This is a genomic window from Saccharopolyspora antiqui (genome assembly GCF_052246905.1).
GTDB lineage: Bacteria > Actinomycetota > Actinomycetes > Mycobacteriales > Pseudonocardiaceae > Saccharopolyspora.
In genome coordinates this window covers 29,044-54,246 of sequence record NZ_JBQQBO010000033.1, presented here as the reverse complement: position 1 = coordinate 54,246, position 25,203 = coordinate 29,044, and the positions used below count along the sequence as shown (strand labels likewise).

The following is a 25,203-nucleotide window of genomic DNA, read 5'->3' as shown; positions in this document are numbered from 1 at the left end:
GTCGCGCCCCGGTGGAGGTCCCGTCCGGCTCCGCCTGGAGCGGTCTTCGAGCAGGCGCGGTCATCGTTGGCCCGGCACCGCCCTACCGCAGTGCCCGGAGCCGAAGGGAGCCCATCTTGACCGCAAACGTCCGCGCCTCCGCCCCTACCGGTGGCTGGCACGCCGAGCTCACCGCGCACCGGGATTCTCGCGGCGAGTTCGTGGAGTGGTACCGGGCGAGCAGGTTCACCGCGGAGACCGACGTGCCGTTCACCGTGGCGCAGGCGAACATGTCCATCTCCAAGCGCGGCGTGATCCGCGGCGTGCACTATTTCGCCGACGGATCCGGGCAGGCCAAGTACGTCACCTGCGCGCACGGTGAAGTGCTGGACGTGGCCGTGGACCTGCGGATCGGATCGCCGACCTTCGGCCGGTGGACGGTGACACCGATGTCCCAGGACCGGCCCAGCGCCGCGTACCTGCCCGTCGGGTTCGGGCACGCGTTCGTCGCGTGCAGCGACCGGGCCGTGATGCTGTACCTGTGCGACCGGGAGTACGTGCCGGGCGCGGAGCTGACGGTGCACCCGCTGGACGCGGACCTCGCGCTGCCGTGGCCGACGGAGCTGCCGCGGATCCTCTCCGAGCGCGACGACAGCGCCCCGACGTTGCGCGAGGTGCGGGAACGCGGCCTGCTACCGCGGTTCTGAGTGCCTGTCCTCGAACTCGGGTCGTGAGTGCGAAAACCGGTTGGAGCCGGTTTTGGCACTCACGACCCGTCAAGTCCGGTGTCTCGTCAAGCGCCGTGCTCGCGGGCCAGCGCCACGACGTACTGGCCGTACGCCGAGTTGCCCATGTCCTCGCCGAGGCGGCGGCACGTTCGGGCGTCGATGAAGCCCATCCGCAACGCGACCTCTTCCAGGCAGGCGATTCGCACGCCCTGCCGCTGCTCCAGCGTCGTGACGTACTGCGCCGCTTGCACCAACGACTCCGGCGTTCCGGTGTCCAGCCAGGCGAATCCGCGTCCCAGGTCCACCAGCCTGGCTCGACCGCGCTCCAGGTAGACCCGGTTGACGTCGGTGATCTCCAGTTCACCGCGCGGCGACGGGCGCAGGTTCTTGGCGATGTCGACCACGTCCGGGTCGTAGAGGTACAGCCCGGTGATGGCCCGGTTGGACCGCGGCCGCGCGGGTTTCTCCGCCAGCCCGATCAGCCGCCCGGTCGCGTCGGTCTCCCCCACCCCGTAGTGCTGCGGGTCGTGCACCTGGTAGCCGAACAGCACGCACCCGTCCAGCTGCCGCACCGCCTCGCGCAGCACCTGCTGGAACGCCGCGCCGTGGAAGATGTTGTCGCCCAGCACGAGCGCCACCGGTTCGTCACCGATGTGGTCTGCACCGATGACGAACGCCTCGGCCAGACCGGCGGGCTCGGGTTGCACGGCGTAGCTGAACCGCAGCCCGAGCGCCGAGCCGTCCCCGAGCAGCGCCCGGTACCGCTCGACGTCGCGCGGCGTGCAGATGATGAGGATGTCCTTGATCCCGGCCAGCATCAGCACCGACAGCGGGTAGTAGATCATCGGCTTGTCCCCGACCGGCAGCAACTGCTTGGACACCGCCAGGGTCAGTGGCCGCAGCCGGGTGCCGGACCCGCCCGCCAGGACGATTCCCCTCACCGGTCGTCCCTGGTGACCTTGCGGTGCGCCACCCGCAGTTCGCCGTCTTCGGTGACCAGCCGGTCGTGGGTCACGCACATCAGGTGCAACCGCGGCTGGCCGCCGCGCGGCGTGGCGATGATCTGCGCGTAGCTGCGCACCCGCAGGGAACCGTCCGGGCGCGGTTCGACGTCCAGCGACAGCAGCAGGTGCCGGTGCTGCTCGCCCTTTTCGGCCAGTGCCGCCTTCGCCGCGCGCACCCCGGAGGTCAGCGCCTGGCGACCCGCGATCGGCTCGGGTGCGGACGGCGGCTCGAACACGCCGTCCGCGGTGAACGTGGCCGCCCATTCCTCGGCGGCTCCGGTGTCGAGCAAGTACATGTGGCGCGCGTAGAACTGCTGGACCCGCGCGTACGTCTCCGCGAACTCGTGCTCCGGAGCCTTGGTGTTCGCTCCCGCAGCCGTCATCGCCGACCTCCCTGTTCCGAAAACCGTTGCCCCGCTGGCGATGTTGGCGCGCCGCGCTCCGGAACCGCTCGAAACCCGGCCGGAGCGGTACCGAGCGTTCCTCCAGCGGCGCACGACCGCTGCCGCACACCCTCGGCTCAGCCTTGGAACCGAATCGGAGTCGTGGTGGAAGGGGTGCTCGTGAACCTGGGCGGATTGCTGCGGTTCGGCGCGGTCGCGCTGATGTGGGGTTCGACGTACTTCTGGATCAAGATGGCGTTGGGGGCGATGTCGCCCACGCAGTTCAGCTTCCTGCGGGTGGTCGTCGGTGCGGTGGCGATGCTGGCGATCGTGCTGATCACCGGGGCGGCGCTGCCGCGCAGGCCCGGGGTCTGGTCGCGGCTGCTGCTGATCGGGTTCCTGACCAATGCGCTGCCGGTGTTGCTCGTGCAGGTGGTGCCCGATGCGACCGGCGCGGACGTGGGGGTGGTGTCGGTCTTCAACGCCAGCACGGCGCTCTGGGTGCTGTTGCTGGCGCCGTTCGCCGGTGAACCGCGCACACCCGGTGGGGCGGTCGCCGGTGTGCTGGTCGGGTTCGCCGGTGTGCTGCTGATGTTCCCGCCGTGGGAGGCGGCGGGCCGCTGGCTCACCTGGGGCTCGCTGGTCAACTTCGTCGCCGCGGTCGCCTACGGGTACGCGATGATCTACCTGCGCCGGGTGATGGCCGCGGAGAACATGCGCCCGCTGGTGCTGTCGGCCACCCAGGCGCTGTTCGGCGTCGCGTGGGCCGCGCTCACCATCCCGTGGCAGGGCTGGGGCGACGCTCCGCAGTGGACGATGAGCGCGGTGGTCGCCCTGGCGGTGCTGGGAGTGCTCAACACCGCGGTCGTGTTCACCTTCTTCGTCCGGATGGTGTGGGACGAGGGCGCGGTCAAGGCCGGGACCGTGCTCTACCTCGTACCGGTCGTCCTGGCGCTGGGCAGCGTCTGGTTGGAAGGCGCCCCGATCACCGGGCTGCAGATCGTCGGGATGGTGGTGGCCGCCGTCGGTGTGCTCATCGCCCGCCTGCCGCGCCGGTCCTCGGCGCGAATCTCCGTCGCGCGCGATGAACGCGCGGTCATCCGCTAGATCGCGCCGGATCTCAGGAGGCAGTTCATGTCCGCAGACCTCACTGTTTCGTCGACGCTCCCGACACGTCGACCGCGCACGGGCATCGCGCTCGCGCTGCTGGTCGCGGCGCAAGCGATGGTGCTCATCGACGACATGATCGTCAACATCGCCATCCCCGGCATCAGCACTGCGCTGGCGACCTCGCCGGTGCAGCTGTCGTGGGTGGTCAACGCGTACCTGCTGACCTTCGGCGGGTTGCTGCTGCTCGGGGGGCGCGCCGGGGACATCCTCGGCAGGCGGCGGGTGTTCCTCGCCGGGGTGGGCCTGTTCACGTTGGCTTCGCTGGTGCGCGGCCTGGCGCCGAACGCCGAGTTCCTGATCGCGGCACGTGCGGTGCAGGGCGTCGGTGCGGCGCTGGTGGCTCCCTCGGTCCTGGCGCTGATCGTCGGCATGTACCGCGAGGGACCGCAGCGCAAGCGCGCGATCGCCGTCTACACCGCTGTCGGCGGGCTGGGCGCGGCAGGCGGTCTGCTGCTGGCCGGGATCTTCACCTCGGTCGGTTCGTGGCGCTGGGTGCTCATGCTCAACGTGCCGGTCGGCGTGCTGATCCTGGCGCTGGCACCGGTGGTCGTGCGCGAAACCGCGCGCCGTCCCGGGCATTTCGACGTGGCAGGTGCGCTCACCTCCGCGTTCGGGATCGCCGCGCTGGTGTGGGCGCTGTCCGCGATCGGCAGCGGTGGCTGGTCCGCTCCGGAGGTGCGCGTCGGCCTGGTCACCGGGCTCGCGCTGATCGGCGTGTTCGTGCTGGTCGAACGCAGAGCTCGACAGCCGATCATGCCGCCGCGGCTGGTCGCGGACCGTCAGCGCGGCACCGCGTACCTGGCGGTGCTGCTGGTGCAGGGCAGCCAGATCGGGCAGCTCTACTTCCTCACCCAGTTCATGCAGCAGGGCATGGGTTTTTCGCCGATGGCCGCCGCGTTGGCGTTCCTGCCGGTGACGGTGACCCTGCTGGCGCTCTCCGGTGCGGTGGTGAAACTGGAACCCCGGCTGGGGGCCAGGCCGCTGGTCGCGACCGGCGCGGTGCTGCTGGCCGGTTCGAACCTGCTGCTGGCCGACCTGGACTTCGCCGCGTTCTACCCGACCGACATCCTGCCCGCGCTGCTGCTGCTCGGCGCCGGGATCGCGTTGGGCACCATCCCGGCCACGATCGCCGGTACCACCGGGGTCGACGACACCGAATACGGTTCGGCGTCCAGCATCGTCACCACGGTCACCAGCGTCGGTGCTTCACTGGCCCTGGCAACGCTGGTGACCGTGATGACCGAGGCGAGCGCCAACGTCGAGGATCCCGCCGCGGTCGCCTCCGGTGCGGCCTTCGTGACGGGCATGTCGGCCGCGTTCGTGGCGGCGGCCGGGTTCGCGGCCGCCACCTTCGTCGCGGGCCTGTTCCTCCCCGGCCGCAAGGCTTCCTGAACGGTCGCGTGCGACGGCCAAGGCCCGCCCCGATTCGGGGCGGGCCTTGGCCGTACCTGGTGCAGCCGGGCCGCGCAGGTGCGGCCCGGCTTCCTCAGCGGAGGTGTTCGTCGAGCCAGTCGGCGGCGCGGCGCTGCCAATCCGGTGCGGTGCGGTGCAGGTTCAACGAGTGCCCGGTACCGGGCACGACGATCGCGGCCAGCTCGGCGTTGGGGTAGAACGGGCGCTCCTGCGCGAACAGGGATTCGTCGTCGGTGCAGTTGCTGCCGCCCGACGCGCACACGATCCGGTCGTGCGCGCCGACCACGATCAGCACCGGAACGCCGATCGCGGCGTTCTCCTCCGGGAGCGGGTAGCGCGCGCTGAACACGTCGGCCTGCTTGGTCCGCTCGTCGGCCGCCACGACCGCGGGATCCGCGGTGCCCGCCTCGTAGAACCACTTGCCGCGCATCCCCGGCCTGGTGGTGTAGTAGCCCGCGTCCAGGCCCCGTCCGGCCAGCACCGGGTCCTCCGCAGCGGCGTGGATCACCTCGTCCCACGGCAGTTCGACGCTGCGGCTCGCCTCTCCGGTGAGGATGAGCGCGTCGACGTCGTCCGGGTGGTGAATGGCGACCAGCCTGGCCAGCGTCGATCCGTAGGAGTGCCCGACCAGCACGACGTGGTCGAAGCGGTGCTCACCGACACCGGCGCGCACCGCTTCGAGCACCGCGTGCAGCGCGACTTCCGGCGTTTCGGCGGCGTAGTTCTCGCTCGGCGGTGCCGAGCTGGCGCCCGCCCCGAAGCGGTCGATGGCCAACGTCGCGTACCCGGCGCCGGTCATCTGCTCCACATAGGACGGTTTTCGCGGATCGCCGCGCAGCACCCAGTAGTCCTGGCCGTAGGTTCCACCGGGGACGAGCACTTGGACGGCGGTCGCCGCCCGGCCGCGCGGCACGCACAGCGTGCCCGAGACCCGCTCGTCCGCCGGTGCCTGCTCGGTGAGCGGCACGGCGAACTCCACCGGTGAACACCGCGGCACCGACGCATCGGACTCGGCGCCCGGCAGCGCCACGACGGCGCAGGCCAAGGCGGCGGCGCCGACACCGGTTGCGATCGCGGACATCGTCGTCTTCCTCAACGGGAAACCTCCTCGCAGCAGCGGAATGCCGCTGCCTCCCGGCGAAAACCGCCGGGAGGCAGCGATGTTCCAATCGTCGAGCGAGGAGCTCGTCAGCCGCTCAAGGACCGATAGCGCCCGACGGCCAGCGGCAGGAACACCAGGGTGAGGGCGACCGGCCAGATGACCGCCATCAGACCGGCGTGCTGCACGATCCAGGAATCACCGCCCCAGCCGGGGTTCCCGAACAGGGCGCGGGTCGCGGTCACGGTCGACGACAGCGGATTCCACTCCGCGATGGCGCCGAGCCAGCCCGGCATCGTGGCCGGGGCGACGAAGGCGCTGGAGAGGAAGCCCAACGGGAACTCCAGCGTCTGCACGCCGGTGATCGCCTCCTGGCCCTTCATCACCAGGCCGAGGTAGATGCCGACCCAGATCAGCGCGAAGCGCAGCAGCAGGATCAGGCCCATCGCGGCGAGCAGCTGCCCGAAGGAACCGTGCACCCGCCAGCCGACCGCCAAGCCGACCAGCATCATGACCACCAGCGTCACCACGGCGAACAGCAGGTCGGCCACGGCCCGCCCGATCAGCGCCGCGCCCGGTGACATCGGCATGGTGCGGAACCGGTCGGTGACCCCGCGCTCCATGTCGGTCGCGACCGCCGTGGTGGTCATGCTGATGCCGAAGACCATGGTCATCGCGAACATGCCGGGCATCAGGAACTCGCGGTAGCTGCCGCCGCCGGGCACCACCATGGCCCCGCCGAACAGGAAGCCGAACATCAGCACCATCAGGACGTTGAAGGCCAACGACATGATCAGTTGACCCGGGTTGCGCGCCCAGTGGGCCAGGCTGCGCCCGGTCAGCGTCACGCTGTCGGCCAGCACCCAGCGCAGGCCGCCGGTCGGCGCGGCGGGTGCGGTCGTCGCGGTCATCGTGGTCACGCGTTCACCTCCTGCGCGACGGCCGTCGCGGTCTCGGTCTCCTGCCCCGCTTTGTTCTTCGCCTTCTTGCCCTTCTTCGGGCGCTCCGACTTCTTCGACGCGTCGGCGGCATCGGCGCTCTCCGGGCGGCGCCCGGTCAGCTGCAGGAAGACCTCGTCCAGGGTCGGCCGCCGCAGACCGATGTCCTCAGTGGTCACTCCAGCGGCGTCCAGCGCCCGGATCACCTCCGGAAGCGAGCTGGCTCGGTCGGTGAGCCGCACCGACACCTTCCGGTTGTCCTCGTCGAGCTCGGCGGTCCCGCCGACGACGCCCTCCACGGTGCTAGCCGCCCGGCCCAACTCGGCGCTGTCGTGCACGACGAGGTCGATCCGGCCGCCGCCGATGCGGGCTTTGAGCTGCTCCGGCGCGTCCTCGGCGATGACCCGTCCGGCGTCGAGCACCGAGATCTGATCGGCGAGCTGATCGGCCTCGTCGAGGTACTGGGTGGTCAGCAGCACCGTGGTGCCCTGCCGCGCCAACTCGCGCACGGCCTGCCAGACCTCGTTGCGGCCCCTGGGATCCAGCCCGACCGTCGGCTCGTCGAGGAAGAGCACGGCTGGCGCGAGGATCATGCCCGCGGCCAGATCGAGGCGCCGACGCATGCCGCCGGAATAGGTGTTGACCGCCTTGTCCCCGACCTCGGCCAACCCGAACTGCTCCAGCAGCTCGTCGGCGCGACGTCGAGCGGCGTGCGCGCCGAGGCGGTAGAGCTTGCCGAACATGACCAGGTTCTGCCTGCCCCCGAGGATCTCGTCGACTGCCGGGTTCTGCCCGACCAGACCGATCCGGTACTTCACCTGCGCGGCTTGGCCGACCACGTCGAACCCGGCGACCTCCGCCCGGCCCTCGTCGAAGCGCTGCAACGTGGCCAGGATGCGCACGATCGTGGTCTTTCCCGCACCGTTCGGGCCGAGCAGCCCGCACACGGCGCCGCGCGGAACCTTCAAGTCCACCCCGTCGAGGGCGGCCTTGTCCCCATATTTCTTGCGCAATCCTTCGGCGACTATCGCGAGATCGCTCGAAGCCATTAGCTCCCCTTCTCGTCGGTCCTGCCGGTTCTGTAGGCAACCGCGGGCTGTCCGCGCACACCTTGAATGTACGCCGTCCCGTACATAGTACGCCACCGGGTCCCCAGATATTCCCGACCCCCCGCACGAGGCACCCGCAAGACTCCGAACGCCTCGACAGCGCGGGAGGCTGCCAAGGCGTTCGGGGGATTTCCGGCGGCGCGTCAGACCAGCGCAGGAGCCCGCCAGGACCGCTCCCGCAACCAACCGGCGAAGGTGCGCAACCCGGGGTGCCAGGCGCGCAGCGCGGCGATGTCGGCCGCGTAGCCATCGGTCTGGAACCACTCGAACATCAACGCGATCTCCTGGCTGTACGGGATGTGCGGATCCGCCGCGACCCGGTCCAGCGGCAATTCCTCGAACCTCGCGGGAACTCCGGCGACCGCGCCGAAGGCGGCCGCGATCTCCGTGGCGGTCAGCTCATCGCCAGCCAGCTCCAGCGCGCTGCCCACGTACCGCTGCGGGTCGCCGAAGACCATTGCCGCGAACTCGCCGATGTCGGCGGTCGCGATCAGCTGCACCCGGGTGTTCGGCCGCAGCGCCAACCGCACGACGAGTTCGCCGCCGTCGGACTGCGGCCCGTGCGCGGCGAAGTTGTCCATGAAGAACGTCGGTCGCAGCACCGTGGCTGGCACCGCAAGCGCGGCCAGGCGCCGTTCGATGGTCCACTTGCTCTCGAAGTGCGGCACTCCGCTGGCCCGCTCCGCGCCACCGACCGAGCTGTAGACGACGTGCCCCACACCGGTTTCCGCCGCGACGTCGGCCACCGCGCGTCCCTGGCGCACCTCGCCGCCGATGCCCGCCGGTGTCATGAACGTCTGGACGCTGAACACCCCGTGCGCGCCGGTCATCGCGGCACGCAGCGAATCGCGGTCGTCGAGATCACCGCGAACGAGCTCGGCGCCCGCCCGGGCCAGCGCGCGAGCCGCCTCCGCCGCCGGGTCGCGCACCAGCGCGCGGGTTCGGCGGCCACGGGCCAGCAGGGCGCGCGCCACCGCGCCGCCCTGCAAGCCGGTCGCTCCGATGACCAGGATCGGTGCGTCCTCGGACATTTCCGTCCTCCTCCGGTCAGCGGAACGCCGCGACGTTGTCGGCGGCCCACGAGTGGAACGAGCGCGCGGGTCGGCCGAGCAGTTGCTCGGTGACGCCGGTGGGCCAGCCCCAGGGCACCTGCCTGCTGCGCAGCGCCGCCACGTTGCCCTCGGCGACCGCTCGATCGCCGCCGACAGCGGCGAACGTGGCCACCGCCTCGTCCTCGGACGCCACCTCGAACTCGATCGGCCTGCCGGTCGCGCGGGCGAGGATTCGCACCTGGTCGCCGGAGGTCAGCACCTGCGGCCCGGTCAGCGGATACGCCTGTCCGGCATGGCCCGGCTCGGTGAGCGCGCGCACCGCGATCGCCGCGACGTCGTCGGGGTCGATCGGCGACCCGGGGCGGTTCCCGATCAAGCATCGCACCTCGCCGGTCTCCCGGATGGACTTCGCCCACCAGAGGGCGTTGCTGTGGAAGGGCCCGGGGCGCAGGCACGTCCACTCCTCGACGACACCGGACAGCACCTCCTCCGCCTCGCGGTGCTCGTCACCGATGCGGTGCCGCACCGGGTGCAGCACGCTCGATGACGACAGCAGCACCAGCCGACGCGGTGCGCCCGCGGCCTTGGTCGCGGCGGCGAATTCGCGGGCCTGCCGCTCGACATCGCCGACGAGGACCACGAACGCCGCCGTCACGCCGGTCAGCGCCGCGGCCACCGCGTCGGCATCGCCGGGCGCACCCGCGGCGACCTCCACCGCCGCGGGCAACCGCGCGCGCCCGGGGTTTCGGGTCAGCGCCCGGACCGGCAGTCCTCGTTCGACCAGCCGCGCCAGCACCCGACCGCCGACCCGGCCGGTGGCTCCGGTCACCAGGAACATGTCGCCTCCTCGATTCCGCGAAAGGGGTGTTCGCTCAACGCCGCCAGCCCTGCTCGGTGGGCCACGGCTCACCCAGCTGCCGGTAGGTGCCCTGGTAGTCCGGCCAGTCGCGGTGGTCGCGGATCTTGCCGTCCACCAGCTTCAGCAGGTGGATCTGCTCGCCGGAGAAGACCCGGCCGGTGGCGGGCATGCCGACCAGTTCGCCGACGTGCCGCCCGTACAGCGCCAGGTAGGCGCGCACCCAGCTGCCCCGCTCGGCGTAGCGGATCTCCTCCAACCGCAGTTCCTCGGAGAACGTCATCCGCAGCCACTTCACCGCCATCGCGAACGCCTCCGGCCCCTTGAGGTCCATGTGCTCCATGGAGGCCGGGTTGAGGTAGTCGGGATGGATGTACTCGGCTGCGTCCTCGGTCTCACCGGTGTTGTAGGCGCGCACCATCCGGCGCACGGCATCGATGTTGGCGCTCATCAGCGGCTCCTCTGCAGACGTGGGCGGTAGAGGGCCGGCTCGCTGGTGCACAACGCCCGCAGCTTCGCGGCGTGCGCGGCGAATCCGGGATCGTGCACCGCGCGCTGGAAGGACTCCTCGTCGGCCCACTGCGCGATGTTCAGGTAGCCGTCACCGGAACTGCGCCGCAGCAGCGTGTGCCGCAGGAATCCGGGCTGGCGCGCCATGAAGTCCGACGTCACCGCGAAGGCTTCCTCGAATTCCTCCGGTGGCACGTGCAGCGTGAAGCGGTTGACGAACGTGACGGTTGCCTCCGGTGGTGCCTCGTGCCCCATCGATCCCTCCCCTGTCGTGTCGTGTCCTCACCGTGGCGGGGCTCGGTCGTGCCCGGCTCGAAGGCGGCTGGACCGCGGATCTCGGTTCTGGTAGCGCGGATCGAGTGGTGTTCAAGCGACGCCTGGGACGGTCGGTCGGGATTCGACACCGAGGTGGGGAGCGAAGATGTCACAGGACGTACGCAACGTGCTGGTGACCGGTGGCACCAGCGGGATCGGGCTCGCCGTGGCGCGGTCGCTGGCCGAAGCCGGTCACCGGGTCTTCATCTGCGCCCGCAGCGCCGACGCCGTCCGGTTGACCGTGAAGACGTTGCGGGAGGAGGGGTTGAGCGCCGACGGCCGGGCGTGCGATGTGCGCTCCACCGACCAGATCCGCGCTCTGGTGGCCGCGGCGGTCGAGCGGTTCGGGCCGATCGGGGTGCTCGTCAACAACGCCGGGCGCAGTGGCGGTGGAGCGACCGCGCAGATCACCGACGACCTGTGGCTGGACGTGGTGGAGACCAACCTCAACAGCGTCTTCCGGGTGACCCGGGAAGCGCTGACTTCGGGCGGAATGCTGGCCGCTGGCTGGGGCCGAGTGATCAACATCGCTTCCACCGGCGGCAAGCAGGGCGTGATCTACGGCGCGCCGTACTCGGCTTCCAAGCACGGTGTCGTGGGCTTCACCAAGGCCCTGGGACTGGAGCTGGCCAAGACCGGCATCACCGTCAACGCGGTGTGCCCGGGATACGTGGAAACCCCGATGGCGCAACGGGTTCGGTCGGGTTACGCCGACTTCTGGGACACCTCCGAGGCGGACGTGCTCGGTCGGTTCCAGGCCAAGATCCCGCTCGGGCGGTACTCGACCCCCGACGAGGTGGCCGGGCTGGTCGGGTACCTGGTCACCGACACCGCGACGTCGATAACCGCGCAGGCGCTCAACGTCTGCGGCGGTCTGGGCAACTACTGATCAGGAGAGCGGGATGACCAGCACGCTGACCCACCACACCGAGCACCGCATCGAGGTCGACGCGCCAGCGCGCGCCGCGTACGACCTGATCGCCGACGTCGGGAACTGGCCGGTGGTGTTCCCACCGACGGTCCACGTCGAGCACGTCGAGAAGGACGAGACCACCGAACGGATCCGCATCTGGGCGACCGCCAACGACGCGGTCAAGGGCTGGACTTCGCGGCGCGAACTGGACCCGGTGGCGCTGCGGATCCGCTTCCGGCAGGAGATCTCGCAGCCACCGGTGGCAGCGATGGGCGGCGAGTGGATCATCGAGCCGCGTTCCGGAGACCGGTGTGCGGTGCTGCTGACCCACGACTACCGCGCGGTGGGCGACGACAGCGCGAACGCCGACTGGATAGCGCAGGCGGTGGATCGCAACAGCACCGCCGAACTGAACTCGCTGAAGGCCGCCGCCGAAGGCGCCGCCGCGCGAGGCGGGCTGCTGCTCACCTTCGACGACGTCGTGCACGTCGCCGCGGATCCGGCCGCGGTGTACGCGTTCATCAACGAGGCCGACCAGTGGGCGCAGCGGCTGCCGCACGTCGCCAGCGTTCGAATGACCGAAGAATCACCCGGTCTGCAACTGCTCGAAATGGACACCAGGACACCGGACGGGAACACGCACACCACGAAGTCGGCCCGGATCTGCTTCCCGCACGACCGGATCATCTACAAGCAGTCCCGCACCCCGGCGCTGATGTCGGTGCACACCGGAACGTGGCGGTTCACCGAGACCACCGACGGGACCGCGGTGACCTCGACGCACACCGTGGTGCTCGTGCCCGAGGCCGTCCCGGGGGTCCTCGGTGCAGGCGCCGACCTCGACGACGCCAAGGACTACGTGCGAAATGCCTTGGGGCGCAACAGCACCGCCACGATGCTCGCCGCCAAGCAGCACGCGGAGCGGCGAACCACCTGACCACGACGGCGCGAACCCCGGTGCGGCCGTGGCCCCACCGGGGTTCGCGTCGTGTTCTCCGTTCGAGTGAGCAGTGATGGGCACCTTCTACCGAGTAAGAGCTCGCGCGGATTGGGCATAGCGGGGGCGGCCGTCAGGCAAGCGGCGTCAGCCGCTTCCCACCACCCTCGCAACTCGCACCGCCGCGGGTTCTCAGAGGCCTTCTCGCGAAGACAGCCACGACGCTGTGTAATCGGACATACATGAGTCGGGGATCCCGCAGTCGAGAAGGCCTCTGAGTGCCTGTCTTTGAAGTGGTCGTGTCGGGCCGTCCACCTCGGGTGAGGTGGGCGATTTCGCGCGAAATCCCCGTCTCCCACGCGGGGCGGGTGGCGATTTAGCGCGAAATCGCCAGGTCTGCCACCCGCACCGCCACGCAAACCAACCCGCACACTCTCCAAGTTGGTGAAAGGCCCTCGCCTCGTCTGGGGTGCTCAGGTGACTGACAGCCCACCGTCCACGGCGAACACCGCGCCGTTGGCGTAGCGCGCGCCCGGTTCGGTGAGCGCCACCACCCACCACGCGATGTCCTCCGGCGCGCCGACCCGGCCCGCCGGGATGCGCGGCAGCATCCCGGCGAGGAAGTCGTCGTACTCCGGCTGCGGCATCCCGGCCCGGACCGCGACTCCGGTGTCGATCAGTCCGGGAGCGATCGCCACGGCCCGGATGCCGTGCGGTGCCAGTTCCACCGCCCAGGTGCGGGTCAGCGAGTCCAGGCCCACCTTGGTGGCCGCGTACACCGAGCTTTCCGGCATCGCGCGCAGTCCGATGCAACCCGCGGAGCCGATGTTGACCACGGTGCCGCCGGTCGCCGCCAGCGGCTCCATCGCCGCCTGCGTGAGGAAGATCGGTGCGAGCAGGTTGGTCTCGACCTGGGCGACCACGGCCGACCGGTCCAGCTTGCCGAGCGGTTCGAATCCCGCCGTCGCGGCGTTGTTCACCAGCACATCGATGCGGCCGAGTTCGCCCAATGCGGTCTCGACGATCTGCTCCGGGGCGTCCGGGTGACCGATGTCGACGGCCAGCGCGCGCACTCCGTCGTGCGCGGCGGCGGTCGCGGCCAGGCTGTCGAAAGACCGGCCGACCACGAGCACTCGGTCGCCGCGAGCCGCGAACGCGTGCGCCGTAGCGCGACCGATTCCGGTGCCGCCCCCCGTGATCACAACGCCGCGGGGCGATTCGCCTTGCGTGGATTTGGTCATGGCGCCACGTTAGGAAAGCCCGCTCGAAATCCGGTCGGTCCGAACGCGGTCGCGCGCCGTCGGTCAGTACAGCCGAGTGGGATCCGACCAACCGGCGTCGCCGAACCGGCGCTGCTGCGGAACCAGGACCTGCGCACCGTCGCTGTCCAGGATCGCCTGGTGGACCTCGCGCGCCTGGCTGCCGGGTTCGAGGCCCAGCTCTTCGATCAGGCTGTTGCGCAGCCTGCGGTAGACCTCCAGCGCCTCCGCGCGGCGGCCCAAGCTGTACAGCGCCAACATGTACTGGGCGTGCAACCCTTCGTGCAGCGGGTTCTCGACGGTCAGCCCGACCAGTTCGGTCAGCACCTCGTGGTACATCCCCAGTCGCAGCTGTGCGCCGATCAGGTGCTCCAGCACCACCAACCGCGATTCCTCGATCTGCCGCCGCTTGGACTCCAACACCCGCCCGCCCTGCACGTCGACGAAAGCCGGTCCCCTCCATAATCGGAGCGCCGCGTCGAACGTTCGCACCGCGCTCAGGTCGTCTCCCGCGGCGAGCTGCTCCCGGCCCGCGCTGACCATCGTCTGGTACTCGCGCAGATCGAGGGTTCCCGACCCCAGTTGGAAAACGTAGCCACCGGCTCTGGTCTGCAACATCGTCCCGGCTATTTCGGAGGTGGCGGTGCCCGTGAAGCTCGCGAGCAGCTTGCGCAGGTTGAGAATGTAGGTCTGCAGGGTGGTCAGCCAACTCTGCGGCGGCTCCTCGTCCCAGAGCTCCCGCATCAGCATCGATACCGGGACCACCTGTCCCGCGCTGACGATCAGCGTGGTCAGCACGTTGCGGAGTTTCGGAGCGCTCGGGGTGTTCACCTCGCCACCGAACCGCAACGACAGCGGCCCCAACACGCCGATGTCAAGCGCCCGTTTGCGGTCACCGTAGTAGTTCTCGGCCTGCTCCTCGCGAATACGTGCCAAAGACATTGCTCTCCCTGGTTGTCTGTCGAAAACGGGTACTTTCCAACGAAGGCCGTGCCCGGAACTCGAAACCGCCCACCCAGTACGGCTCCGTGCGCCGCGGTCCTGAGCCGTGCGCAGGGAGCTGCTCCGATCGCGTGTCAAGTCCCGTCGCCGCGCTGCCGACAATCCAGTACTGCAAGCCGAGGGAATGCCGTGAACAGCGGTAACGGCGCGTCACACCCCTCCAGAAGCGCAATCTGCCCTTATAGTGCCCACACGCCACAGGGGTGTCCAGCCCAGGAAAATGCTTGGCGAGGGGTGCACGCGGCCGACGTGCGATAGGCCAACCGTTGATCAAGCACGATTCGAGGTAATTGCGACCGGAACAATGCCCGTCACATTGTGTGTTCACCTCCGATGCACGATCCCGAACGCCATCTGGCTGTGCGCGTTTTTCTTGACGCACGGCAAATCGCGTGATCACTCTCCGAGATCGAGTCCGATTTGGGATTTGTTACCCTGAGCAACCGAACACATTCTGAGCTACTCCTCATTTCCACCAATGCGACACTCGGCCAGCGCAATTCGATTCATGACGGTGCGTAGTGAGACAACAATCAACTACCTCCATCAAGCTCCATGTGACATACCTCACACGTCTTTTCGGCGCTGGCATCGAGCCATTCTCGAACCCCCTCCGAGCACACCGGGTGACGCTGGCTGCTGCGAAAAGGAGGTAGTGGTGCGAATCGTCGACCTTTCCTCGCCCATTGACGCCGACGCGCACGAACCGGACCCGGTCACCCACGAAGTGCTCGGCCCGCGCGCCGGGGCCGAGCACATGGCCGCCGAAATGCGGGAGCACTTCGGCGTCTCGTTCGACCCGGACGAACTGCCCGACGGAGAATTCCTGTCCCTGGATCGACTCGCGCTCACCACGCACACCGGCACGCACGTCGACGCCCCATCGCACTACGGCTCGCGCGCCCGCTACGGCGACGGCCGCCCGCGACACATCGACCAGCTGCCGCTGGAATGGTTCTGCGCCCCGGGCGTCGTGCTCGACGTGACCGGCCACGACACGGCAGTGGTGGGAACGGCTGAGCTGGAGAAGGAATTCGCGCGCATCGGCCACGCGCCAGCGGCCGGTGAGATAGTCGTGCTCCGCACCGGCGCCGCCGCGTGGGCGGGAACTCCCCGCTACTTCACCGATTTCACCGGGCTGGACGGCCCGGCCACGCACCTGCTGCTGGATCTGGGCGTCCGGGTGATCGGGACCGATGCGTTCAGCTTGGACGCGCCGTTCACCGACATCATCCGCCGCTACCGCGAGACCGGTGACCGTGCCGTGCTGTGGCCTGCGCACTTCGCCGGTCGGCACCGCGAGTACTGCCAACTGGAGCGACTGGCGAACCTGGATTCCTTGCCCGCCACCGGATTTCAGCTCATCTGCTTCCCGGTGAAGATCACCGGGGCGGGTGCTGGCTGGACCCGAGCGGTGGCCCTGCTCGACGACTAGGAGGTGCGCAATGGCTGCGGTGGGCCTGACCGCCGCGGTGCACGACCAGGTCCGGCGGGACCCGGACGCCACCGCTTTGGTGTGGCACGACGAGGAATACTCCTACGGTGAGCTCTGGCGGCTCGCGCAGCACCAGCTGGAGCGGGTGTCGGCGCTCGCGCTCGACACCCGGCAACCACTGGGCCTGCGCGTCGGCAAGTCGCCGCAGGACTTGGCGGTGGTGCTGGGCGTCCTGCTCTCCGGTCACCCGTTCCTGCTGCCCGCGCTGAACCAGCCGGAAGACGTGCTGCGCGAACTGTTCGCCCAGGCGGGCTGCGCAGCCGAGATCTCCGCCGACGGCACCGCCCCGGCACACCCTGTCCCTGCACACCGGGCCCCTGCACACCGGGCCCCTGCACACCGGGCCTGGCCGCAGCCGCCGCAGGGCGTCACGTTCATGCTCACCACGTCGGGATCGACGGGACTGCCCAAGATCGTGCCGTTGACCGCGGTCGGCATCGACCGGTTCATCGGCTGGGCGGCGCAGCGGTTCGCCATTGGTCGGGGAACCCGCGTGCTCAACTACGCGCCCATCAGCTTCGACCTGTGCCTGCTGGACATCTGGACGACGCTGGCGCACGGCGGTGCGGTCGTGCTCGTCGACCCGACCGATGCCCTGCACGCGGGTCGGTTGGCGGCGCTGGTGCGGCGCTGGCGCGTCCAGGTGGTGCAGGCGGTGCCGATGTTGTTCGGTCTGCTCACCGGTAGCGGCGAGGTCTTCGACTCCGTCGAGCACGCGATCTCCACCGGCGACAGCATGCCACCCGGCGGCGTCGCGGCGCTTTCGGCAGCGTTCCCCCAGGCCCGGTTGTACAACCTGTACGGCTGCACCGAGACCAACGACAGCCTGCTGCACGAGATCGACCCGGCCCGGGACGACGGGACCGCGGTGCCGCTGGGCACTCCCCTGCCGGGCGTCGAGATCTCGGTGCTCGACGCCGACGGCAACGAGGTCCGCGGGGCCGGATCCGGTGAGCTGCTGCTGCGATCGCCCTTCCAGAGCCCGGGGTACCTGGGTGCGGCGCGCGGCGCCGGGCGATTCGGCCCGCATCCGGCGAATCCGTCCGGCCCCCAGTGGTACCGCAGCGGTGATCTCGTCTCCCGCCAGGCCGACGGCAACCTGGTCCTGCTCGGCCGCACGGACTTCCGCGTCAAGGTGCGCGGTGTCGGCGTCGACCTCGGCGAGGTCGAGAACGCGTTGCTGACCCACCCGGAAGTGCGGGAGGCCGTGGTGCTCGCCGTTCCGAACGCCATCGGCGGGAAGCGCCTGCGGGCGCTCGCCTACCGCACACCGGGCAGCTCGCTGAACACCTTGGGACTGCGTCGGCACTGCGCGGCCGTGCTGCCGCGCGGCGCGATGCCCGAGGAAGTCCTGATCGTGGACGAGTCGTTCCCCCGCAACGCCAACGGCAAGGTCGACCGCACCGCCGTGGCCCGCGAACACCCCGCGACCACCGCTGATCCGAAAGAGGTCTGAAGTGCAGCACGCCAGCGCCATCACGCAGTTCGTCATCGCCGAGTTCCTGCCCGACGTGCCGGTCGAGGAACTGGCCCCGGACACCGACCTGCTCGACGAGGGGATCATCGACAGCCTGGGGCTGCTCAAACTCCTGGTCTGGCTCGAAGACGCGTACGGAATCCGCGCCGAAGACGTGGAGCTCGACCCGGATTCCTTCCGCTCGATAGCCGCGATCGACGCGTTCATCACCGCAGCGACCGCCGGACCGGTCGACGCGAAGTGAGCGCGCACCCCGTTGTCGGCGCGCTGCTGAGCCGTCGCCACGACGTCGATCGGGTCCGGTGGCACTCGTTCTGGGAAGACCTCGCCGCCGGGCGGTTGCGCTCGGGCGAGGCGGTGGCGGTGCTGTCGTCGTTGGCCACGTGTCCGCCGAGTCCGCGCACCACGGCGGAATTCTTGGCCTCGCTGCTCGAACGGCGGGCCCCGACCGAGGTGTCGTTCCCCGACGCCGTCAACATCGCAGGCACCGGGGGCGGGCCGCCTACCTTCAACATCTCCACCGCCGCCGCGTTCGTCGCCGCCGCGGCGGGCGCGCGCGTGGTCAAGACCGGTGCCCGCGCGCGCACCAGCGCACACGGCTCCTACGACCTGCTGGATCACCTCGGCGTCCGGCGCACGAAGTCCTATGCGGACACCGCAGCGGCCCTGCAGCGGTTCGGCTTGGCTTTCACCGGGGACTTCGTCTACCCCGCTGAGCTCCGGCGGCTGGCTCGCGCCGTGCTCCCGGTGGACCCCCGCTCGGTGTCGGCGTTCCTCAACCTGCTCGGCCCGCTGCTCGCGGTCATCCCGGTTCGCGCCCAGCTGACCGGCGTCTCCGAGCACCGCGCGCTGCCGCTGCTGCGCTTCGCCGCCCCGTTGACGGGGCGCCGGATCTGGCTGTGCCGCAACGACTTCGGCTCCGACGAGCTGCTCGGCTTCGGCTGCGACGTGATCGACCGGTGCGACGGGACGCAACCGGTGCCGCTGACCGAGCTGCCCGCCGGTCCCTGCCAGTGGGTCCCGCAGCGCGACAGCTCGCTCGCCGAACTGCGCCCGGTCCCCACCGACGAGCTGGTCGAGCATTTCCTCGACGTGCTGGCCGGTCGCGGTGGTGCGCAGGCCAGCAGCACCGTTTGCCTGAACGCCGCGGCACTGCTGGTGCTCGCGGATTCGGCGACCTCCTGGCCGCAAGCGCTGGCCCACTGCCACCGTGCGCTGAACAGCGGCGCCGCCGTCGACCTGGCGCAGCGGATGCGAACGCGGGTGGGTGCCGGTGGCTGAGTTCTTCACCGGCCGCGGGCCGGATCGCCCCGGACTCGCCGTGCTGCTCACCGCGGGCGCGCAACCGCTCGCCCAGCAGCGGGAGCTGCTCGCCGTGCTCGACGAGCGCGGGGTGGACTGCGTCGAACTGGCCGTCCCGTTCCCCGATTCGGCCACCGACGGCCCGGTGTTGCGCCGCGCCGCCGATCGAGCCCTGCGGCGTGGCATCGGATTCGCCGACGTGCTCCGGTTCGTCGCCGGAGTCCGGCCGCACCTGCGCCAGCTGCGGATCGCGCTGCTCGCCGACTGGCGGTACTCCGTGTGGCCGCTCGGGGAGCACCGGTTCGCCAGGCAGGTGCTCGATGCGGGCGTCGACGGGGCGCTGGTGCACGCCACGCCACCGCGCAGGCGCGCGGTTCACCTCAGCGCCGCGGCGGACACCGGGCTGCCGATGGTGGCCAGCTGCTTCGCCACCTCCGGCCCGGCGGCCCGGACGGCCGCCGCGCGGGATGCCACGGCCTACGTCTACCTGGCCGCGCACTACGGCAAGACCGGGACCGCGCCGGTCGGTGGGCATGCCGCGTTGGCCGGTGTGGTGCGGGAGCTGCGAGCCGAGGCGCGGGTGCCGGTGGCCGTCGGCTTCGGGGTGCGTTCGGCGACCGACGTCCGCCGGATCGCGGCCACCGGCGCGGACGCCGCGATCGTCGGCACCGCCGCCGCGGAAGTCCTCGACCGCGCCGAAGCCGACGACCACGACCCGGTCGGGCGCTTCGACGAGTTCGTCCGATCGCTGTTCGGAGGCGATCAGGGCAAGTTGGAAGGAGCTACACGATGATCATCAGGACCCGAGCCGAGTCCACCACGGTCGACTGGGGGAACGGGCTGAGCACCCGCTACCTCGTCAAGGCCGACGGCATGGGCTACACGATCGCGGAGACCACGGTCCGCGCTGGCACGAAATCCCGTCTGGAGTACCCCAGGCACCTGGAGTCCTGCCTGTGCGTGGCCGGTGAAGGCGAGGTCATCGACACCGACGGCACGTCCCACCGGATCACGCCGGGCACCCTCTACGCGCTCGACAAGCACGACCCGCACTTCCTGGTCGCCGCCCCCTACTCGGACCTGAGGCTGATCTCGGTGTTCAACCCGCCGTTGCACGGCGACGAGCGGCACAGCCTGGATTCGACGGGGTTCTCCCAGTACTGATTCGACGAACTCGGCGGGGAGTGCGGCAGTGATCAAGTGGACGGCAGAGCAGGACGCGCTGCGAAGCGGTCTCATTCCCTGGCTTGATGTGCTCAACGAGGAGCACATCAAGTGGGATGAGCGCGGGGAATTCCCGTGGGACAAGTGGTGGGCCCTCGCCCGGTCCGGACTGCTCGGACTGCCGCTGGGCGAGCAGTGGGGCGGCTTGGGCCAAGACCTGCTCACCACCATGTACGTGTTGGAAGGGCTCGGCGAGGGATGCCGGGACGGCGGGCTGAACTTCTGCGTGTCCACGCACCTGGTCAGCACCGGAGTGGCCGTGCAGCGCTTCGGCACTCCCGAGCTGCGCGACCGGTACCTGCCGGGCGTGTGCTCCGGCGAGACCATCGGCGCGCACGCCATCACCGAACCGGAGGGCGGCTCGGACGCGCTGAACATGCGCACCCGCGCCGAACGCGACGGCGACGACTTCGTGCTCACCGGGACCAAGGCCTTCGTCAGCAACGGACCGATCGCCGACCTGGTGGTGGTCTACGCCCGGACGGGGCGAACGGCGGGCCCCTTGAGCACCACCGCGTTCCTGGTGGAGCGCGACGCACCCGGTGTGCACCTGGCACCGGCCGAGCCGACGATGGGACTGCGCACCTCTCCCCTGGGCAGCCTGCACCTGGATGGCTGCCGAGTGCCCGCGACCAATGTGCTGGGCCGGATCGGTGGCGGGTTCCTGGTGCTGGACCACGTGATGAAGTGGGAGATCCTCTGCTCGTTCGTGATCAGCGCGGGGGCCATGCGCCACCGGCTCGACCGGTGCGTGCAGCACGCTCGGCAGCGCAAGCAGTTCGGCGTTCCCATCGGCAGCCACCAGGCGATCTCGCACCGGCTGGTGGAGATGGAGATCGCGCTGCGCACCGCCCGGTCGTGGCTGTACGACACCGCGGTCCGGTTCGCGGCCGGTGAGAACGTCACCACCGACATCGCCATCGCCAAGCTGGTCACCAGCGAGGCGAACGTCTCCTCGGCGTTGGCCGCGGTGCAGGTCCTGGGCGGCGCCGGTTTCCTGGTGGAATCCGGCATCGAGAAGGAGCTGCGCGACGCGGTCGGCGGGACGATCTACTCGGGCACCTCGGAAATCCAGCGCAACCGCATCGCCGCCATGCTGGGGCTCGGATGAGCCGCGCACTGGTGAAGATCTGCGGCGTGCGCACCTCCGCCGACCTGCGGCTGCTGGCCGAGGCGGGCGCCGACCTGGCTGGCGTCTGGTGCGGGGTCCCGGGCGGTGCCGCGGACCTGCCGCCGCGCCAGGCCGCCGCGCTGCTGGCGGGCGGCCCCCCGCAACCGGTGCTGGTCACGTTGCGCGGCAACGGGTTGCCCGAGCTCGTCGACCGCACCGGGGCGCGCTGGGTGCAGTTGCACGGCCACCAACCGCCCGGCCTGGTCCGGGCGTTGAAGGCGCGCGGCGTGCACGTCATCAAGGCCCTGCACGTCCACGGCACCCGCTGCCTCCAGGAAGACCTGGTGGCCGCCTACGAACGCGCCGGAACCGACTGGTTCCTGCTGGATTCGTCCACTTCGGACGGACGCCTGGGCAGCACCGGTCGCGCCGCGGACCCCGCGGCGCTGGCGCGAATCGCCGACCGGCTGCACCGGCCGTTCCTGGTCGCCGGTGGAATCACCGCGACCGGTGCGGCGGCGCTCGGCGCGGTGACCGAGCACCCGTGGTTCCGCGGAGTGGACGCCGACAGCGCGGCACGCGACGCCTCTGGGGCCCTGGACGCCGGTGCCGTCGCCCGGCTGGTCGGCACCTGGACCCGACCATGAGGTTCCTCGAAGCCCTGCTCGCCGCCGGACGACCGCTGGTGATGGAGCTCAAGGTGCACGACGGTCGCGGCGCCGCGCTGCTCGGCGATCGCGATCCGTCCGATGTGGTCGCCGAGTACGAACGGGCCGGGGCACCGTGCCTTTCGGTCGTCACCGGCAAGTGGTTCGGCGGGACGCCGCGACTGCTGCGCCGCGTCGCCGACCGGACCGATCTTCCCCTGCTGCGCAAGGACTTCATCGTGCGCGAAGCGGACCTGGACGAGAGCCAGCGGCTGGGCGCCGACGCGGTGCTGCTCACCGCCGGGCTGCTGCCCGGCGGGTCGTTGGCGAGGTTGGTCGCCGCTGCGCTGCGGCGTGGTCTGACGCCGTTCGTGGAGGTCACCAGCGCAGCGCAGATCGCCGCCGTGCCCCACCCGGCCGACTGCGCGATCGCCGTGAACAACAAGGACATCACCACGCGGGAGCGGGGCCCGGCGAACCTGCGGCGCAGCCGCTCGCTGCTGCCTGCGCTGCTGGCGAGCGGGACCAGGTGCCCGGTCAGCGCCAGCGGCCTGGCCGATGCGGCCGAGGCCGCGGCACTGCTGCGAGCCGGTTACGCCGGGCTGCTGATCGGCAGCGCACTGCTGACCTCCGACGTCGCCGGTTGGGTCGCCGCATTCGATGCGCACCGGCGCCACGAGCGTTCTCCAGACCGCATTCCAGGGGAACTTGAGCCCGATCGGTGAAGCTCGAAGCACGGCCGGTTTCCCGGTGGCGCCCGAACGAAAGGTCGCTTCATGGTAGGACAACGACGAGTGGTCATCACCGGAATCGGGGTGGTCGCGCCCGGCGGGATCGGCCGGGACAGCTTCTGGGAACTGATCACCAGTGGCCGCAGCGCCACCCGCACGATCTCTGCCTTCGACGCCTCCGCTTTCCGTTCCCGGGTCGCCGCCGAGGCGGACTTCGACCCGCTCGCGCACGGCCTGACGCCGCGCCAGAGCCGCCGGATGGATCGGGTGGCGCAGTTCGCCGTGGTGTCGGCCAGGGAAGCGCTCGCCGACAGCGGGCTCACCGTCGACGAGCTCCCGCCCGAACGCACCAGCGTCACCATCGGCAGCGCCGTCGGCTGCACGACGAGCCTGGAACGCGAGTACGCGGTGGTCAGCGACTCCGGTCGGAGCTGGCTGGTCGATCACGAATACGCCGTGCCGCACCTCTACGACTACCTGGTGCCCAGCTCGCTCGCCCGCGAGGTGGCGTGGGAGGTGGGCGCCGAAGGGCCCGCGGCGGTCGTCTCCACCGGTTGCACCTCCGGCATCGACGCGGTGGGCCACGGCTGCGAGCTGATCCGCGAGGGTTCGGCGGACGTGGTGCTCGCGGGTGCCTCCGACGCGCCCATCTCCCCGATCACGGTCGCGTGCTTCGACGCGATCAAGGCGACCACCCCGTACAACGACGACCCCGAACACGCCTCGCGCCCCTTCGACAACACCCGCAAGGGGTTCGTGCTCGGGGAAGGAGCGGCCGTGTTCGTCCTGGAGGAGGCCGGTCGCGCGGCTGCCCGCGCCGCCCACTGCTACGCCGAGATAAGCGGTTTCGCCTCGCGCTGCAACGCTTTCCACATGACCGGACTGCGACCCGACGGGCGGGAGATGGCCGAGGCGATCGGCGCGGCGCTCGCCGAGGCGCGCGTCGACGGCGGCGACATCGACTACGTCAACGCGCACGGCTCCGGCACCAAGCAGAACGACCGGCACGAAACCGCCGCGATGAAACGCGCGTTGCGCTCGCACGCCTACGAAATCCCGGTCAGCTCCATCAAATCCATGGTCGGGCACTCGCTGGGCGCGATCGGGTCCATCGAGATCGCGGCCTGCGCGCTGGCCATCGAGCACGACGTGGTGCCGCCGACCGCGAACCTGCACGAGCCCGACCCGGACTGCGATCTGGACTACACCCCGCTGACCGCCCGCGAACTGCCGGTCAGCTCGGTGCTGACGGTCGGCAGCGGTTTCGGCGGGTTCCAGAGCGCGATGGTGCTCACCGAGGCCGCACGGGGAGGTCTGGCGGCATGAGCGAGGCGGTGGTGACCGGGCTCGGGGTGGTCGCCCCGAACGGGCTCGGCGTCGAGGAGTACTGGGCGGCCACCCTCAAGGGCATCAACGGCATCGCGCCGATCACCCGGTTCGACGGTTCCCGCTACCCCACCCGGCTGGCCGGTGAGGTCGACGGTTTCGACGCGGCGGAACACCTGCCGTCCCGGTTGCTGCCGCAGACCGACCGCATGACGCAACTGGCGCTGCTGGCCTCGGACCTGGCGCTGGCCGACGCAGGCGTGGCGTCCAGCGACCTTGCCGAGTTCGACATGGGCGTGGTCACCGCCAGCGCATCCGGCGGCTTCGAGTTCGGCCAGCGCGAGCTGGAAGCGCTGTGGAGCAGGGGTCCCGGGCACGTCAGCGCCTACCAGTCCTTCGCCTGGTTCTACGCGGTGAACACCGGGCAGATCTCCATCCGGCACGGAATGCGCGGACCGAGCGGTGTGCTGGTCGCCGAACAGGCCGGTGGCCTGGACGCGCTCGCCCAGGGGCGTCGACACCTGCGCCGCGGCACCGGTCTGGTCATCAGCGGTGGGGTGGACTCGTCGCTGTGCCCGTGGGGTCTGGTCGCGCAGCTGCCCAGCGGGGCGTTGAGCACCGCCGACGACCCGGATGCGGCCTACCTGCCCTTCGACACCCGGGCGTCGGGATGGGTACCGGGCGAAGGCGGCGCGATCCTCGTCTTGGAACGGCCCGGATCGGTGGCGCGGCGCGGTGGCCCGCCGCCCTACGGCACCATCGCGGGCTGGGCGGCGACCGTTGACCCCGCACCCGGCTCCGGTCGGCCTCCCGGGCTCGCGCGGGCCATCGCGAACGCGCTGGACGACGCCCGGACCGCCCCTGAGGACGTGGACGTGGTTTTCGCCGACGCGGCGGCCACACCGGAGCTCGACCGGGCCGAAGCGGATGCGATCACCGCGATCTTCGGCCCCCGCGGCGTGCCGGTGGCCGCGCCCAAGACGATGACCGGTCGGCTGTACTCCGGGGGCGCTGCGCTGGACGTGGTGGCCGCGCTGCTGAGCATCCGCGACGGCTTGGTGCCGCCCGCGATCAACACCCGGCCGGCCGAAGAGCGGATCGACCTCGTCGTCGCGACGCCGCGGCCGCTGGCCGTGCGCACCGCGCTCGTGGTGGCCCGCGGCCACGGCGGGTTCAACTCGGCGCTGGTGGTCCGCGCCGCCGACTGACCGCCCCAACCCATC

General features: G+C 70.5%; 27 protein-coding genes. 16 read left to right on the top strand and 11 right to left on the bottom strand.

Annotation, left to right across the window (positions count from 1 at the left end):
- The first annotated feature begins 116 nt into the window (after window positions 1-116).
- A complete protein-coding gene (locus tag ACTWQN_RS34225) occupies window positions 117-686 on the top strand; it encodes a dTDP-4-dehydrorhamnose 3,5-epimerase family protein (protein ID WP_443207801.1) in 570 nt (189 codons plus the stop codon).
- An 86-nt stretch (window positions 687-772) separates the two neighbouring features.
- Here ACTWQN_RS34225 and rfbA read toward each other — a convergent pair whose 3' ends face one another.
- Window positions 773-1,648 carry a glucose-1-phosphate thymidylyltransferase RfbA gene (gene rfbA / locus ACTWQN_RS34220; RefSeq protein ID WP_443207800.1) on the bottom strand — a complete coding sequence of 292 codons (876 nt, stop codon included), beginning with the start codon at window positions 1,646-1,648 and terminating at the stop codon, window positions 773-775.
- Window positions 1,645-2,094: a nuclear transport factor 2 family protein gene (locus ACTWQN_RS34215; RefSeq protein WP_443207799.1), complete on the bottom strand. Its 450-nt coding sequence runs from the start codon at window positions 2,092-2,094 to the stop codon at window positions 1,645-1,647. The genes rfbA and ACTWQN_RS34215 overlap by 4 nt, the downstream gene beginning before the upstream one ends.
- Window positions 2,095-2,259: 165 nt before the next feature.
- On the opposite strand from ACTWQN_RS34215, the gene ACTWQN_RS34210 reads away from it, so the two are divergent.
- On the top strand, window positions 2,260-3,201 hold the full coding sequence (locus ACTWQN_RS34210; RefSeq protein ID WP_443207798.1) for a DMT family transporter: 942 nt from the start codon (window positions 2,260-2,262) through the stop codon (window positions 3,199-3,201).
- A gap of 27 nt (window positions 3,202-3,228) precedes the next feature.
- Entirely contained in the window at window positions 3,229-4,656 is a 1,428-nt protein-coding gene (locus ACTWQN_RS34205; protein WP_443207797.1) for an MFS transporter, read from the top strand.
- Between the two features lie 94 nt (window positions 4,657-4,750).
- On the opposite strand, the gene ACTWQN_RS34200 is transcribed toward ACTWQN_RS34205, so the two are convergent.
- From ACTWQN_RS34200 to ACTWQN_RS34170, 7 genes are all read right to left on the bottom strand, one after another.
- Window positions 4,751-5,758, bottom strand: a complete 1,008-nt coding sequence (locus tag ACTWQN_RS34200; protein WP_443207796.1) for an alpha/beta hydrolase — start codon at window positions 5,756-5,758, stop codon at window positions 4,751-4,753.
- 107 nt (window positions 5,759-5,865) lie between these two features.
- On the bottom strand, window positions 5,866-6,687 hold the full coding sequence (locus tag ACTWQN_RS34195; protein WP_443207825.1) for an ABC transporter permease: 822 nt from the start codon (window positions 6,685-6,687) through the stop codon (window positions 5,866-5,868).
- Between the two features lie 5 nt (window positions 6,688-6,692).
- Window positions 6,693-7,763 (bottom strand): ATP-binding cassette domain-containing protein, encoded by a 1,071-nt coding sequence (locus tag ACTWQN_RS34190; RefSeq protein ID WP_443207795.1) that lies wholly within the window; start codon window positions 7,761-7,763, stop codon window positions 6,693-6,695.
- A gap of 203 nt (window positions 7,764-7,966) precedes the next feature.
- Window positions 7,967-8,854 carry an NmrA/HSCARG family protein gene (locus ACTWQN_RS34185; RefSeq protein ID WP_443207794.1) on the bottom strand — a complete coding sequence of 296 codons (888 nt, stop codon included), beginning with the start codon at window positions 8,852-8,854 and terminating at the stop codon, window positions 7,967-7,969.
- A gap of 16 nt (window positions 8,855-8,870) precedes the next feature.
- Window positions 8,871-9,713: an NAD(P)H-binding protein gene (locus ACTWQN_RS34180; RefSeq protein WP_443207793.1), complete on the bottom strand. Its 843-nt coding sequence runs from the start codon at window positions 9,711-9,713 to the stop codon at window positions 8,871-8,873.
- A gap of 34 nt (window positions 9,714-9,747) precedes the next feature.
- On the bottom strand, window positions 9,748-10,182 hold the full coding sequence (locus tag ACTWQN_RS34175) for an ester cyclase (RefSeq protein WP_443207792.1): 435 nt from the start codon (window positions 10,180-10,182) through the stop codon (window positions 9,748-9,750).
- Window positions 10,182-10,496, bottom strand: a complete 315-nt coding sequence (locus ACTWQN_RS34170) for an antibiotic biosynthesis monooxygenase family protein (RefSeq protein WP_443207791.1) — start codon at window positions 10,494-10,496, stop codon at window positions 10,182-10,184. Before ACTWQN_RS34170 ends, ACTWQN_RS34175 begins: the two co-directional genes overlap by 1 nt.
- A 166-nt stretch (window positions 10,497-10,662) precedes the next feature.
- Between ACTWQN_RS34170 and fabG the strand changes: the two genes are divergently transcribed.
- A complete protein-coding gene (fabG, locus tag ACTWQN_RS34165; protein WP_443207790.1) occupies window positions 10,663-11,445 on the top strand; it encodes a 3-oxoacyl-ACP reductase FabG in 783 nt (260 codons plus the stop codon).
- Between the two features lie 13 nt (window positions 11,446-11,458).
- Window positions 11,459-12,406 carry an aromatase/cyclase gene (locus ACTWQN_RS34160; protein ID WP_443207789.1) on the top strand — a complete coding sequence of 316 codons (948 nt, stop codon included), beginning with the start codon at window positions 11,459-11,461 and terminating at the stop codon, window positions 12,404-12,406.
- Window positions 12,407-12,879: 473 nt separating this feature from the next.
- Here the strand turns inward: ACTWQN_RS34160 and ACTWQN_RS34155 are convergent, their stop codons facing one another.
- Both ACTWQN_RS34155 and ACTWQN_RS34150 read right to left on the bottom strand, forming a co-directional pair.
- On the bottom strand, window positions 12,880-13,647 hold the full coding sequence (locus ACTWQN_RS34155; protein ID WP_443207788.1) for an SDR family NAD(P)-dependent oxidoreductase: 768 nt from the start codon (window positions 13,645-13,647) through the stop codon (window positions 12,880-12,882).
- A 63-nt stretch (window positions 13,648-13,710) separates the two neighbouring features.
- Window positions 13,711-14,607, bottom strand: coding sequence for an AfsR/SARP family transcriptional regulator (locus tag ACTWQN_RS34150; protein ID WP_443207787.1), 897 nt, complete (start codon window positions 14,605-14,607; stop codon window positions 13,711-13,713).
- 718 nt (window positions 14,608-15,325) lie between these two features.
- Here ACTWQN_RS34150 and ACTWQN_RS34145 point away from each other — a divergent pair.
- Genes ACTWQN_RS34145 through ACTWQN_RS34095 form a run of 11 tightly spaced genes read left to right on the top strand, consistent with a single transcriptional unit; the run spans window position 15,326 to window position 25,188 of the window.
- Window positions 15,326-16,102 (top strand): cyclase family protein, encoded by a 777-nt coding sequence (locus ACTWQN_RS34145; protein WP_443207786.1) that lies wholly within the window; start codon window positions 15,326-15,328, stop codon window positions 16,100-16,102.
- Window positions 16,103-16,112: 10 nt separating this feature from the next.
- A complete protein-coding gene (locus tag ACTWQN_RS34140; protein WP_443207785.1) occupies window positions 16,113-17,618 on the top strand; it encodes an AMP-binding protein in 1,506 nt (501 codons plus the stop codon).
- A 1-nt stretch (window position 17,619) separates the two neighbouring features.
- Entirely contained in the window at window positions 17,620-17,883 is a 264-nt protein-coding gene (locus ACTWQN_RS34135; RefSeq protein WP_443207784.1) for a phosphopantetheine-binding protein, read from the top strand.
- Entirely contained in the window at window positions 17,880-18,920 is a 1,041-nt protein-coding gene (locus ACTWQN_RS34130) for a hypothetical protein (RefSeq protein ID WP_443207783.1), read from the top strand. Before ACTWQN_RS34135 ends, ACTWQN_RS34130 begins: the two co-directional genes overlap by 4 nt.
- Complete coding sequence (gene trpA, locus ACTWQN_RS34125) at window positions 18,913-19,734, top strand: tryptophan synthase subunit alpha (protein ID WP_443207782.1); 822 nt, start codon at window positions 18,913-18,915, stop codon at window positions 19,732-19,734. The genes ACTWQN_RS34130 and trpA overlap by 8 nt, the downstream gene beginning before the upstream one ends.
- Window positions 19,731-20,105: an ectoine synthase gene (locus ACTWQN_RS34120; RefSeq protein ID WP_443207781.1), complete on the top strand. Its 375-nt coding sequence runs from the start codon at window positions 19,731-19,733 to the stop codon at window positions 20,103-20,105. The genes trpA and ACTWQN_RS34120 overlap by 4 nt, the downstream gene beginning before the upstream one ends.
- A 28-nt stretch (window positions 20,106-20,133) precedes the next feature.
- On the top strand, window positions 20,134-21,276 hold the full coding sequence (locus tag ACTWQN_RS34115) for an acyl-CoA dehydrogenase family protein (RefSeq protein ID WP_443207780.1): 1,143 nt from the start codon (window positions 20,134-20,136) through the stop codon (window positions 21,274-21,276).
- Entirely contained in the window at window positions 21,273-21,923 is a 651-nt protein-coding gene (locus ACTWQN_RS34110; protein ID WP_443207779.1) for a phosphoribosylanthranilate isomerase, read from the top strand. The genes ACTWQN_RS34115 and ACTWQN_RS34110 overlap by 4 nt, the downstream gene beginning before the upstream one ends.
- Window positions 21,920-22,648: a beta/alpha barrel domain-containing protein gene (locus ACTWQN_RS34105; RefSeq protein ID WP_443207778.1), complete on the top strand. Its 729-nt coding sequence runs from the start codon at window positions 21,920-21,922 to the stop codon at window positions 22,646-22,648. Before ACTWQN_RS34110 ends, ACTWQN_RS34105 begins: the two co-directional genes overlap by 4 nt.
- Before the next feature lie 51 nt (window positions 22,649-22,699).
- On the top strand, window positions 22,700-23,980 hold the full coding sequence (locus tag ACTWQN_RS34100) for a beta-ketoacyl-[acyl-carrier-protein] synthase family protein (protein WP_443207777.1): 1,281 nt from the start codon (window positions 22,700-22,702) through the stop codon (window positions 23,978-23,980).
- Window positions 23,977-25,188, top strand: a complete 1,212-nt coding sequence (locus tag ACTWQN_RS34095) for a ketosynthase chain-length factor (RefSeq protein ID WP_443207776.1) — start codon at window positions 23,977-23,979, stop codon at window positions 25,186-25,188. The genes ACTWQN_RS34100 and ACTWQN_RS34095 overlap by 4 nt, the downstream gene beginning before the upstream one ends.
- The last annotated feature ends 15 nt before the right edge of the window (window positions 25,189-25,203 follow it).